This window comes from Pseudoalteromonas sp. S16_S37, from assembly GCF_014694405.1.
GTDB lineage: Bacteria > Pseudomonadota > Gammaproteobacteria > Enterobacterales > Alteromonadaceae > Pseudoalteromonas.
The window spans coordinates 87,121-100,090 of the sequence record NZ_JAAUWV010000004.1; the positions used below are offsets into that span (position 1 = coordinate 87,121).

Consider the following 12,970-nt stretch of genomic DNA (forward strand, 5'->3'; position numbering starts at 1 on the left):
TTGTCATAAAGTACCAGTCACCTTCGTCTATAATATTGACATCTAATTTGTTTAAAGTGCTGTATTTTGTTAAAATCCAGCGCTTTTCTGTACGTTGTAAATACAAGAGGATGTGAATGTTTAATTTAATCAGCAAGGCGCCAAGCTCTGCTAAGAATGACATCTTATCTGGTTTGACCGTGGCACTAGCCTTGGTACCAGAAGCGGTTGCATTTGCGTTTGTAGCGCAAGTAGATCCTTTAGTCGGCTTATATGCTGCGTTTATTGTTGGTTTGATTACGTCAATTTTTGGTGGACGACCTGGCATGATATCAGGTGCTACTGGTGCACTTGCGGTGGTAATGGTCAGTTTGGTTGTTGAGCATGGTGTAGAGTACCTGTTTGCCACCGTACTATTGATGGGGATACTGCAAGTTTTAGCAGGAATATTTAAACTTGGTAAGTTTATCCGCATGGTTCCTCATCCTGTAATGCTAGGTTTTGTGAATGGACTTGCGATTGTTATTTTCCTTGCACAGCTAGGTCAGTTCAAAGTGTCTGACGCGCAAGGTCAGTTGCAGTGGATGCAAGGTAGTGAGCTGTATATTATGCTTGGGCTAGTCGCGCTTACTATGTTCATTATTCACTTTTTACCCAAAGTGACCACGGCTATACCTTCCTCTTTAGCTGCAATATTGGTTGTAACGGGTTTAGTGATAGGCCTTGATCTAGAAGCCCGCAACGTATTGGATTATCTAAAAGATATGTCTGGTAATGTTAACGCGACTATTGCTGGAGGCCTTCCACAGTTCCATATTCCGCAAGTACCGTTTAATTTAGAAACGCTTTATATCATTTTCCCATATGCGCTAATACTTGCTGCGATAGGGTTAATTGAGTCTTTGTTAACGCTCACCCTTATAGATGAAATTACTGAAACGCGTGGCAACAGCAACAAAGAGTGTATCGGTCAAGGTGCGGCAAACATGACGTGTGGTGTGTTTGGTGCTATGGGTGGCTGTGCGATGATAGGGCAATCAATGATCAACATCAATTCAGGTGGCCGTAGCCGATTATCGGGCATTACTGCTGCGGTGTTATTGCTTGGCTTTATCTTATTCGCTGCAAGTTTAATAGAGATGATCCCGTTGGCGGCACTGGTTGGCGTTATGTTTATGGTTGTACTAGGCACGTTTGAATGGTCTAGTTTTAGGTTAATGAAACGCATTCCTAAAACGGATGCTTTTGTTATTGTTCTTGTATCTGGTGTCACTGTGATAAGCGATCTAGCGATTGCTGTATGCGTAGGTGTGATTGTGTCTGCTTTGGTATTTGCGTGGGAGCACGCTAAGCATATCTACACAAACAATTATATTGATGATGAAGGCTCAAAAGTATACGAGCTTCACGGACCACTATTTTTTGGTTCAGTGAAAAACTTTGCTGATTTGTTTGATGTAAACGCCGACCCAAGTGATGTAATTATCGAGTTTAAGCACAGCCGAGTGGCAGATCACAGTGCAATAGAGGCGATTGATAACTTAGCCGAGCGATATACAAAAGCGGGTAAAAAGTTGCACTTACGTCACCTAAGTCAAGATTGCCTTGACCTTTTAGAAAAAGCCAAAGACCTTGTCGAAGTGAACGTAATCGAAGACCCCAAATATAAAGTGGCGTCGGACAAACTTGCGTAAAGCAATTGGGCGTTAAAAAGGCACTTCGGTGCCTTTTTTTATTTGCGCTGGAATGAAAAAAAACTAGGACCATTTACAGTGATTCATTCACGAGCACTGGGATATAATTCAACAGTACTATGAGGAGTTTAATAAGCTTTTGAAATGGCAAGCACTGGTCGATAATCGACAACGATTTTTTTGGGTTTTACAGATAGCAGGGTGGCTTGGCTACGCACTGGTTAACTATATTGGCTCAAAAGTATTTGAGATGCGCGATATATATGTGTTTGTTATCGTGCTTAATGCTTATGCAGGGTGCTTGATGACAGTGCCACTGAGGTATTTATACAGAAAAATATGGAATGCCTCTCCTTGGGTACTCATTTTGGTGGTGTTTGGTGCGTCTTACGTCACTGGGACATTATGGGCAGTTGTTCAAAAGTTTAATCTATGGGAAATTTACCGTCATGGTTATCGCCCTGAAGAGTGGTTCTACTACCTGCAACAAGGCCTAGACTCTGTTTATATCGTGCTGTGTTGGAGTGGTTTGTATTTTGGTATCAAGTACTACCAGCTGCTACAAAGTGAACGACAAAAAGCACTCAAAGCTAATACCATGGCGCATGAAGCACAACTCAAAATGCTGCGTTATCAGCTCAATCCTCATTTTTTATTTAATACGCTCAACGCCATTTCAACACTTATTTTGGTTGAAGAAAACAAAGATGCGAACCTGATGGTCGCGAGGTTGAGTGACTTTTTACGCTATACCCTAAATACTGACCCGATTAAAAAAGTGGCTTTAGAGCAAGAGTTACATGCACTGTTGCTCTACTTAGAAATTGAAAAGGTACGCTTTGATGAACGTTTGTCGATTGATATTGATGTCAGTGACGAAGCTAAGCAAGCGTTGGTACCCAGCCTGATATTACAGCCTCTGATTGAAAATTCTATTAAATATGCCATTGCCCATTTATCAGAAGGCGGTAAGCTAGAAATAAAAGCACAAGTTTTCGCCAATGAGTTATTGCTGGAAGTGGGTGATAATGGGCCGGGGGCGGAGCTGCAAAATGGGCAACTGCAAAATGCCCAAGGCGTTGGTATTGCCAACACCATAGATAGACTTAAAACGCTATATGAAAATAATTATTCATTTGTGTTATCGCATAATGAACCGAGTGGTTTAAAAGTGAATATTCGCGTTCCTTTTGAGAAGGCTAAGAAGTAATGAGCAAAATTAAAGCATTGATTGTTGACGATGAGCCACTGGCCAGAAAAGGCTTGGCTGTACGTTTAAAATCGTTTTCGCAGATAGACGTTGTAGAGTTATGCGCCGGTGGACAACAAGCAATTGATGCCTGTCAAAACCAAGATATTGATTTAGTTTTCTTAGATATCCAAATGCCAGGGATGAACGGCTTTGAAGTGGCAAGAGCTTTGAGTGAGAGTGTAAAGCCACTACCTGCAATCGTATTTGTAACTGCTTTTGATCAATATGCAGTGCAAGCGTTTGAGATCCACGCATTGGACTACATTTTAAAACCCGTTGATGACAACAGATTAGAAAAGGCGGTGGAAAAAGTGCAAAGTTATTTAAAAACACAACAAGATAACATTCACAAGAAAAAGCTAGCTAGCTTTGTTGCTGGGATAACAGGCAATAACTGTGAAGAAATTTTGAAAAAGTTGGCAACAGGCGATACTCTGGTAGATAAAAAATATCCAGAGTCATTAGCCGTAAAAGAGCAGGGCGAGATCATTCGCGTTGCTACTGCAACCATTCAATGGGTGGATGCAGCCGGTGATTACATGTGCCTACACTGTAGCGATGGCCAAACTCATATTTTGCGCAAAACCATGAAGGAGCTTGAGCAAGAACTAGACCCCGCTTTATTCGTGCGTGTTCATCGTTCAGCAATTGTAAATACTAAACAGATCAGCAAGTTGGTTACGCAAAGTAGTGGTGAGTATTTGTTAGTATTAGATAATGGGCAAGAACTGAAGGTTAGTCGTAGCTATCGCGATAAAGTAAAAGCGGCGTTGGCAAGCTAGGCAGCCAATTAGCTGCCTAGCGAATCGGTTTAAACTGTCACAATTTTCATGGTGTTAGTTGCACCGATTGTTTCCATAGCGTCGCCATGGGTCAGTATTACTGTGTCACCCGCTTTAAGCGAACCGGCTTCAACCAGTGTATTAAGTGCGTCACGAACCATCGTTTTGTCAGAGCACTTGGTTGAATCAAAATAGACAGGATAAACACCGCGATAAAGTGCAGTTTGTCCAAGCGTACTTTGATGTCTAGATAAAGAGTAGATTGGTAGACCTGAACTAATACGTGACATAAGCTTTGCAGTTTTACCAGACTCAGTTAATGCCACGATTGCTTTTACGCTATCTAAATGGTTGGCAGCATACATAGCTGATAGTGCTAATGTTTCAGAGGTATCAGAAAACATGCTGTCTAAACGGTGCTTTGATACGTGTATTTCTGGCTGTGACTCTGCACCTAAGCAAACTCTCGCCATAGTTGCTACTGTCTCTTCAGGGTAGTCACCAGCTGCTGTCTCAGCTGAGAGCATAACAGCGTCAGTACCGTCTAGTACTGCGTTTGCAACATCCATGACTTCTGCACGGGTTGGCATTGGATTATCAATCATTGATTCCATCATTTGTGTCGCAGTGATAACCGTTCGGTTAAGTGAACGCGCGCGTCGGATGATCAACTTCTGTTTACCAACTAATGCAGCATCGCCAATCTCAACACCTAAATCGCCACGAGCTACCATAACCGCATCTGAAGCTAGAATGATGTCATCGACCGCTTCTTGCGTAGCTACCGCTTCTGCACGCTCAATTTTAGCAAGGAGCTGAGCATTAGAGCCGGCTTTTTCTGCTAAGGAGCGTACATAGCGCATGTCATCACCGCTGCGCGGAAACGATACTGCAATGTAATCAACGCCAATTTCTGTTGCGGTGATTAAATCTTCTTTGTCTTTGTCGGTGAATGCTGGTGCGGTTAAGCCACCACCTAAGCGGTTAATACCCTTATTATTTGATAATACGCCGCCAACGGTCACAGTGGTGTGAACTAGGTGACCTTCAACACTATCAACAGTTAGCTGAATAAGACCATCGTTAAGCAATAAAAGGTCGCCCTTGCTGACATCTTGTGGCAACTCTTTGTAATCGATACCAACGGATTCAACAGTACCTTGGCCTTTTTCCATCTTGGCGTCTAATGTAAATTTAGCGCCAACTTCCAAAGTCACTTTGCCATCTTTAAATGTAGAGACACGGATCTTTGGACCCTGTAAATCAGCTAAGATAGCCACATGCTTGCCAAGCTTTTTCGCGATATCACGTACAGCTTGTGCGCGCTTTTTATGATCTTCAGCTACACCATGGGAGAAATTAAGTCTGACCACATTGGCACCAGCTTGGATGATTTTTTCTAAGTTATTATCTCTATCAGTTGCCGGTCCAAGTGTGGCTACGATTTTTGTGCGTCTAAGCATCAGGATCTCCAGTAGGCCTATATCCATAGGGTTATGTTATTTATACCAAATCTTTTACAACATCATTTGTTAGCAAATAAAACCATCTCACGCCATATTTGCTGCAAATTACTCTAGTTCGTAAAGAATTAACTCAAAAGGCTTTTTAACGACTAGATTAAATTATATGATCTGTATGACGTCATTATGACACCGGTGTCAGTGTAGGTCAATCACTGATACCGTTGCAAAAAAGTTTACCTGTGAGTGATTTTTGTACTTTCTCAATGGCCTTGTAATGAACCCGAGACAAAATCTAAGCCCCTAATACATGCCAAAGAGCATAATTTAGCATCTTAGCCTAGCTGGGGTATAATGACCAAGAAATACAAATACTCACAATATTGTAGTTACCGAGGAGGAAACTAAATGCAAGTTGCATTAGTTGGTTTGGGTGTGATGGGTAAAAACCTCGCGCTGAATCTTATTGAAAAGGGGTTAACACTAGTTGCCTATGACACGAACCCCGACGCAGGCGCAGAGCTATTAAGCTGTGCTCAATCTTTGGGCTTAGCCGAGCGTTTACACATAGTTTCAGATCTCGGTGATATGGTTAGGCGCCTAGAGTCGCCACGTTCAATTTTACTATTGGTTCCGGCTGGCGAATTAGTTGATAGAGTGTGTGTTGACTTAATTGAAGCAGGCGTGTCTAAAGAGGATATCATTGTTGACTGTGGTAACAGTAATTACAAAGATGGTATCGCTCGCAAATTGAAATATCAGAATAAATTTGAATTTGCCACTATGGGTATTTCAGGCGGTGCTGAAGGCGCGCGTCATGGTCCTGCGATGATGGCAAGTGGTTCAGAAGGTGGCTGGGAGCGTGTCGAGCCATGGTTTGAAAAAGTTGCCGCCAGCTATAATGGCGAGTCGTGTTTTGCTCGTGTTGGCCAATCAGCCAGTGGTCACTTTGTGAAAATGGTGCATAACGGCATTGAATATGCGCTGATGCAACTTATTGCTGAAACATATCAGCTGCTACGCCACGGTACCGGGCGCTCTCCAAAAGAAGTCGCAGCAATTTTTGAACAGTGGTCACAAGGCCCTTTAAATAGCTACTTGCTATCTATTTCCAGCCATATTCTTAGTCTTGAAACTGAAGAATCTGAGCCATTGGTTGATCTAATCGATAATAAAGTTGGCGCAAAGGGAACTGGTCTTTGGACTGCGCAAAATGCCTTAGAACTTGGTATAGCCGTACCATCATTGGTTGCCGCTGTGCAAGCAAGGCATTTAACGAATACCATAGATACCCATGCAGCAAAAGAAATGACGTATGCAAGTAAAGATACGGTTGCCATTGATGTTGACTTAGAAGAACTCAAAGAAGCATTTTATTTAGCAAGTTTATTGTGCTACCGACAAGGGCTTGCTTTGATAAAAGGGGCATCTCGCGCACATCAATGGAAAGTTGATTTGGCAAAAACGCTACAAACTTGGCGTGCTGGTTGTATCATCAGAGCCGACTACCTTGATGATATTGCGCAGGGTGTTGAGTTTATCGACACACTCGATAAAGAAGCCTCATCGCTTCGCAAAGTAACGGGGCTTGCGATTGCAAGCGGTTTAGCATTCCCTGTACTGTCGTCAACACAAACCTATATAGCGACATTGAGTACACCAAGTAATGGTCATCTGGTGCAAGCTCAAAGGGATTATTTTGGTGAACATGGCATTAAAACCCACAGTGGTGAGACGTGCCATTTAACTGACTTGGTAGATATAGACGCTAAAGTACGTTAATCAACATAACGCTAGAGCAATAAAATAGCCGACGATAAGTCGGCTATTTTATTGCTCTAGCGTTATTCATCTTGTCATTTCGCCACGTAGATTATCTTGCATCAGATGTCTAACGGTTTCTAACTCAAGCTTTTGGCTAAATAAGTAGTGTAGTTTCGCAATACAGGCCTCTATAGTCATATCAAAGCCACTGAGTACACCGCTATTGAGCAGTGCATTGCCAGTGGCATAGCCGCCCATATTAACCTGACCTTGAATACACTGCGTTAAATTGATGACCACCACACCGCGTTCACTGGCTGCTTTTAAAGAAGCAAGAAAGTTTGGCTGCTGAGGTGCATTACCAACCCCAAAGCTCAGTAAGATTAAGGCTTTAATGTTGCTATTGATGACGCTATTGATGATTTCGTCACTGATCCCAGGATACAAATATAAAATGCCAATAGGTTGGGGCACTATGTTTGTTACTTGCAGTGCTTGTTCGACATATGGACTGAGTTTACCTTCTTTCAACTGTATATTGATACCAGATTGAGCAAGTGGTTGTAAATTTGGTGAAGCGAAAGCATCAAAACCATCAGCATGAGCTTTAGTTGCTCGATTGCCTCTAAACAGTTTGTTGTTAAAAAACAGGCTTACTTCTGCAATCGGGTAGTTAGCAGCTAAGTACATTGCGTTGAGTAAGTTAACCTGACCGTCGGAGCGTAATTGAGACAGTGGAATTTGAGACCCCGTTACGATGACTGGCTTCGTCAAGTTTTCAAACATAAACGACAGCGCTGATGCAGTATAAGCCATGGTGTCGGTACCGTGTAGTACCACAAAACCATCGTATTGTTCATACTTTTTTTGAATATCATCAGCGATCATTTGCCAATGTAAGGGCGACATATCGGATGAATCAATCAAGGGACAATATTCATGAATATCGAATAAAGGCATTTCTTCGCGAGTAAACTCAGCATTATTTTTGACTGTTTCTGTAAGATAGCCTTCAGCGGGGATATAACCACGACTTGACTGCTTCATACCTATGGTACCGCCAGTATAAGCGATGTATATTTTTTTTCTTTTCATAAAAAAGCCCAGAATACATTCTGGGCTAAGTATATCAACTGCAGCATCACATTGGCAGTTAGAAAGTGACTTCGCAGACTAGGCAGCGAACATAGGTTCCGTTTGGATCATTAAACTCATTAAGTAGAGACAAGTTTTGTTTAACTTGCGAGGTGATCGGCGCTAGATACCCATTTGTTAAAACATTGATAGCAGAGTTTGTTGATACCCCAGCAAGCGCAGCTTGCACGGTTGCTGAACCGAAAATTTCACGAAGTAGCTGCTCTTTCTCTGATAGCTCTTGCTCAATTGTGATCACATCATAGAAATCTAGGTTAGCGAGTTTAGCTGCTGCTTTAATCGCGTCTTCCTTGTAACCTAGATTATCAATCAAGCCGAACTCTTTCGCTTGTGTAGCCGTCCAAACGCGACCTTGCGCAACTTTGTCTACAGCGGCTTTGTCCATGTTACGCTCTTTTGCAACTAAGGAGATAAATTTATCATACGAATTTTCTACGCTTAGTTGGTAAATATCTTTAATTTGAGGGTCAACACCACGAGCAATTGAAACAGAGTTAAGCTCGGTAGTGGAAACACCATCGGAATGAATACCAAGCTCTTTTAACGAGTTCTCAAAGGTCAAGATTGCGCCGAATACACCGATAGAACCTGTGATGGTACTAGGTGCTGCCCAAATTTCGTTAGCAGATGCTGCAATCCAATAACCACCTGAAGCTGCAACAGAGCCCATAGACGCTACAATCGGCTTTCCTGCGGCTTTTATTGCGATAACTTCGTTACGGATTGTTTCTGAAGCGAACATACTGCCACCGCCAGAATCAATACGCAGAACCACCGCTTTAACTTTATCATTTAGGCGCGCTTTTTTAAGCAGTGCAGCGGTTGAGTCGCCACCGATGGTTCCCGCTTTGCGTTTGCCATCTTCAATCGAGCCACGTGCTACGATAACCGCGACCTTCTCCGAGACGGGGTTTTCGAACTTCACTGGAGGCTTAATCAAGTCTAAATATTTGTAGAACGAAATTTGCTTAAACGTTTTACCACTTTTATCAAGACCAACTAAATCAATAAGTTCTGCTTGTAGTTGCTGATCAGTTTTAAGCTCATCTACCCAACCATTGGTAAGAGCATACTGAGCAAAGTCGCCTTGTACCGCTTGTATTTTTGCTTGGTAGCTATCTAATGTTTCATCAAAGTTATCTTGATTGAACTGACGCGCATCACTGATCTCGCTTTTATATTGTTGCCACAATTCGCCGAGCCATAAACGGTTAGCTTCTTTTGCAGCATCTGACATATCATTACGAATGAGTGGCTCTATCGCAGACTTGTATGTACCAACGCGGAAAATATGTGGCGTCACCTTTAATTTGTCTAACGCGTCTTTGAAATACATCGGATAAGATGAAAAACCTTTAATCTTAACGCCGCCATAAGGGTGCAATGAGATATTATCAGCATGGGCAGCTAAATAATATTGCGCTTGAGAGTAGTAAGAACCATGGGCGATGACTTTTTTGTTGGCAGCTTTGAATTGGTCGATTGCCTGACTAATCACTTCAAGCTTATCTAGGTGTCCACCATATAAGTTTTCTAAATCTAGTAATAAAACTTGAATTCGCTCGTCTTCAGTTGCTTTGTGAATAACTTTTAAAACGTCATCTAACAATATTTCGTTTGGTTGATCGCCAGAATCCCGTAAGTCATTAAGTGCCGCATCGAGTGGGTCAACATAGGTAAGCTCTTCGACTAAAAAGCCATTGAGATTGAGCCGTAATACACTGTTGTCTGACACCGTGATTTTTTCATCACTACTAAATGCAGCGATTAACGCTGCGACTATTATCACGAAAAAAATCAAATTCAATATTAGGCGGCGTGAAAAGTTCAGGCCGTGCCACAAGGCTTTAAAAAATTTACCGATCAGATTCAAAACATATCCTCATAAAAGAACTGCCTACTATATGGATTTATCATAACTCAGTTTGTATTGCCGTGTTAGGACAAAAACGTAACGAAGTATTTAAACTTTCCTGTTTGACTGAAAACCAAGCAAAAAGGCTTTTAAAGTAGAAGGTTAAAAGGGGAGTAGTTGTTGTAAACAATTAATTTACTGACTGTTGAGCTTGCTAATTTGAAAAAAATTGTTAATGTTGCACAGGTTAGACCAGTTAGTTGGGGCAGGTAATGTTAGAAAAACAATTAGAATTAAAACACACAACGCTTAGAAACCGTTTAGTAATGGGTTCGATGCATACAGGATTAGAAGAAGGATGGCATAATCGCAAAAGGCTAAGTGCGTTTTACGAAGCCCGAGCTAAAGGAGGCACTGGATTATTAATCACCGGCGGGTACAGTCCAAACCTACGTGGCAAGTTAACACCCATTTCGTCTTCGTTTAACTCGTTCTATGACGTGATAAAGCATAAAGCTTACACCAAAGCTGTTCACAAGCATGGTGCAAAAATCTGTTTGCAATTATTGCATGCAGGGCGCTATGCATATCATCCATTTAATGTGGCACCTAGCGCAATCAAAGCGCCTATCAACCCTTATAAGCCCAAAGCAATGTCAAAAGGGATGATTAAAAGTACCATCAAAGACTTTGCTCACTCGGCTAAGTTGGCACAAAAGGCGGGCTATGATGGTGTTGAGATCATGGGCTCGGAAGGCTACCTAATTAATGAATTTATGGCTAACCACACCAATAAGCGTGATGATGAGTACGGCGGCACGCTTGAAAATCGTATGCGCTTAGCTATTGAGATAGTAAAAGCTGTACGCGCTGCTGTATCTGACAAGTTCTTAATCATTTTTAGACTGTCTGTGATGGACCTGATCCCAAATGGTTCAACCCCGCAAGAGGTGACGTTACAAGCTAAAGCATTAGAAGCTGCCGGCGTTGATATTTTAAACACGGGTATTGGTTGGCATGAGGCCAGAGTGCCAACCATCGCCAGCATGGTGCCTCCGGGGGCTTTCAAAGAAGCGTCAAAACGCTTAAAAGATGTGGTCGATATTCCAGTTATTGCCGTTAACCGCATTAATACACCTGATATTGCAAATGATATTTTAAACAACCAAGAAGCTGATCTTATCTCAATGGCAAGACCGCTATTGGCTGACCCAGAGTTTTTTAATAAGTACGCTGCGAACCACAGTGAGCAAATCAATATTTGCATCGGCTGTAATCAGGGCTGCTTAGATCACGTGTTCAAAAACAAAAGGGCGACTTGTTTAGTTAACCCACAAGCGGGCTATGAACTTGATTATCCTCTTGACAAAGCAACTAACAAAAAGCGTGTATTAGTTGTTGGTGCGGGCCCAGCTGGTTTATCGGCAGCCTACTATTTGGCAACTAAAGGTCATGAGGTTAGAGTCATCGATAAAAACGCAGAGCCAGGCGGACAGTTTAATTTGGCTATGCGGATCCCAGGTAAAGAAGACTTTAAAAAGACACTGGCTTACTACTTATCAGAATTGTCGCGACTTGAAGTGAAAATCGATCTTAATACGTCATACGAGGACGCTATGTCTAATGACTATGACGACGTGGTGTTTGCCACCGGAGTGAGTCCTCGATTGTCAAATATTGAATGCAGTGATGGTAAGCGGGTGTTTGCGTATGACGAAGTGATCCGCAAAAATGTAGAATTGGGCGATAAAATAGCGATTTTAGGTGCAGGTGGAATCGGCTTTGATATGGTTGCCTTCTTAGCTGAAAAGCCAGAGCAGTCAATTGAAGAGTTTAAGCATCACTGGGGTATTGAGTGTGAGCCTCAGCCTCTCAAAGACCCACGCAAGCTATACATGCTCAAGCGCAGTGCAGGCCGCTTTGGTAGTGAGCTGGGTAAGACTACGGGCTGGATCCACCGCCAAGTTGCAAAGCAGCATGAAGTAGAACAATTGGCTGAATGTGAATATCTGGCGTTTTCAAACAAAGGCTTGTTGATCAAACAAGCGGGCGAGGAAAAATGGCTAGACGTAGACACTGTAATTGCGTGTATTGGTCAGGTATCTAACGATCAGTTGTTTGATAAAGAAAGCTTACCTACAAACCATCATGTTATTGGAGGGGCTAAATTAGCCAGTGCAATCGACGCAAAACGCGCTATTTATGAGGCGCTGCAAGCGGCACGTTTAATTTAAAATGTGCTAATTATATTTAGTTTGTAATAAACAAAAGCTTAGTGCGGTCTAGACTAATAATAAATATCATCAATTATTAGATAGGCCGCTTATGCATCATACCCTTTATAAAACCTACCACACCATTTTCTCAAAAATACGTATCTTTGATGGTTTACCTGCTTTACTGATGAGGCTAATCGTTGCGCCGGTGATGATAATTGCAGGCTACAACAAACTGAACATTGCCAATGATGACATTGGCTTTCCTAATAACTTACTGGCTGATCAAAATGTTATCTCGTGGTTTGGTAATGAGCAGTGGGGGTTGGGTTTACCTTTTCCTGATGTTTTAGCCTTTTTAGCTGGATGGAGTGAGTTTTTGGGCGGCTGGTTACTGCTTATTGGCTTATTGACGCGGCTTGTTAGTATTCCTTTGTTGTTCACTATGTTTGTTGCTGCAACCAGTGTGCATTGGGACAATGGTTGGTTTTCGGTAGCGCCAAGCAACCCACAAACCAGTGCAGCACAGGTGTTTAACTGGCTGGGGTTTTCTGCAGCCCAAGAGAGTTTGAATAACAGTGAGCAAGTAGCAGAGCGATTAGATAAGATCAAGTCTTTAGTTGAAACCCATGGTTATCCAGATTACCTATATGAAAAAGGCAATATAGTAATTTTGAACAACGGTATAGAGTTTTCGGCCATTTATTTTGTGATGTTGCTCAGTTTATTGTTTACCAGCGGTGGGCGCTTTGTCAGTTTTGACTATTGGTTAAAGCAGCATTTCGAAAATAAGTTTGAAAATTAAAGAAA

At 42.1% G+C, this 12,970-nt stretch carries 9 protein-coding genes; 6 read left to right on the forward strand and 3 right to left on the reverse strand.

Going from position 1 to position 12,970, the window contains the following annotated elements; genetic code table 11:
• Nucleotides 1-116: 116 nt before the first annotated feature.
• The 3 genes from HC733_RS03525 to HC733_RS03535 all read left to right on the forward strand — a co-directional run bounded on the left by HC733_RS03525 (nt 117) and on the right by HC733_RS03535 (nt 3,707).
• The gene (locus HC733_RS03525; RefSeq protein ID WP_190363672.1) at nt 117-1,673 is read left to right on the forward strand and encodes a SulP family inorganic anion transporter; all 1,557 of its coding nucleotides are present in this window, start codon (nt 117-119) and stop codon (nt 1,671-1,673) included.
• A gap of 139 nt (nt 1,674-1,812) precedes the next feature.
• Nucleotides 1,813-2,883, forward strand: a complete 1,071-nt coding sequence (locus tag HC733_RS03530; protein WP_190363673.1) for a sensor histidine kinase — start codon at nt 1,813-1,815, stop codon at nt 2,881-2,883.
• Nucleotides 2,883-3,707 carry a LytR/AlgR family response regulator transcription factor gene (locus HC733_RS03535; RefSeq protein WP_190363674.1) on the forward strand — a complete coding sequence of 275 codons (825 nt, stop codon included), beginning with the start codon at nt 2,883-2,885 and terminating at the stop codon, nt 3,705-3,707. Before HC733_RS03530 ends, HC733_RS03535 begins: the two co-directional genes overlap by 1 nt.
• Nucleotides 3,708-3,736: 29 nt before the next feature.
• Here HC733_RS03535 and pyk read toward each other — a convergent pair whose 3' ends face one another.
• Entirely contained in the window at nt 3,737-5,170 is a 1,434-nt protein-coding gene (pyk, locus tag HC733_RS03540; RefSeq protein ID WP_190363675.1) for a pyruvate kinase, read from the reverse strand.
• 408 nt (nt 5,171-5,578) lie between these two features.
• Here pyk and gndA point away from each other — a divergent pair, with 408 nt between their 5' ends.
• Nucleotides 5,579-6,952 (forward strand): NADP-dependent phosphogluconate dehydrogenase, encoded by a 1,374-nt coding sequence (gene gndA / locus HC733_RS03545; RefSeq protein ID WP_190363676.1) that lies wholly within the window; start codon nt 5,579-5,581, stop codon nt 6,950-6,952.
• Between the two features lie 66 nt (nt 6,953-7,018).
• Here gndA and ansA read toward each other — a convergent pair whose 3' ends face one another.
• Together ansA and sppA are read right to left on the reverse strand one after the other, a co-directional pair.
• The gene (gene ansA, locus HC733_RS03550) at nt 7,019-8,029 is read right to left on the reverse strand and encodes an asparaginase (RefSeq protein WP_190363677.1); all 1,011 of its coding nucleotides are present in this window, start codon (nt 8,027-8,029) and stop codon (nt 7,019-7,021) included.
• A 58-nt stretch (nt 8,030-8,087) separates the two neighbouring features.
• A complete protein-coding gene (sppA, locus tag HC733_RS03555) occupies nt 8,088-9,956 on the reverse strand; it encodes a signal peptide peptidase SppA (RefSeq protein ID WP_190363762.1) in 1,869 nt (622 codons plus the stop codon).
• A gap of 260 nt (nt 9,957-10,216) precedes the next feature.
• Between sppA and HC733_RS03560 the strand changes: the two genes are divergently transcribed.
• Together HC733_RS03560 and HC733_RS03565 are read left to right on the forward strand one after the other, a co-directional pair.
• A complete protein-coding gene (locus HC733_RS03560; RefSeq protein WP_190363678.1) occupies nt 10,217-12,178 on the forward strand; it encodes an FAD-dependent oxidoreductase in 1,962 nt (653 codons plus the stop codon).
• A 91-nt stretch (nt 12,179-12,269) separates the two neighbouring features.
• Nucleotides 12,270-12,965 (forward strand): HvfX family Cu-binding RiPP maturation protein, encoded by a 696-nt coding sequence (locus tag HC733_RS03565; protein WP_190363679.1) that lies wholly within the window; start codon nt 12,270-12,272, stop codon nt 12,963-12,965.
• The last annotated feature ends 5 nt before the right edge of the window (nt 12,966-12,970 follow it).

Coding starts and splice junctions, on each gene's coding strand:
- HC733_RS03525 (WP_190363672.1), top strand. CDS start 117: ATGTTTAATTTAATCAGCAAGGCGCCAAGCTCTGCTAAGAATGACATC.
- HC733_RS03535 (WP_190363674.1), top strand. CDS start 2,883: ATGAGCAAAATTAAAGCATTGATTGTTGACGATGAGCCACTGGCCAGA.
- pyk (WP_190363675.1), bottom strand. CDS start 5,170: ATGCTTAGACGCACAAAAATCGTAGCCACACTTGGACCGGCAACTGAT.
- gndA (WP_190363676.1), top strand. CDS start 5,579: ATGCAAGTTGCATTAGTTGGTTTGGGTGTGATGGGTAAAAACCTCGCG.
- ansA (WP_190363677.1), bottom strand. CDS start 8,029: ATGAAAAGAAAAAAAATATACATCGCTTATACTGGCGGTACCATAGGT.
- HC733_RS03560 (WP_190363678.1), top strand. CDS start 10,217: ATGTTAGAAAAACAATTAGAATTAAAACACACAACGCTTAGAAACCGT.
- HC733_RS03565 (WP_190363679.1), top strand. CDS start 12,270: ATGCATCATACCCTTTATAAAACCTACCACACCATTTTCTCAAAAATA.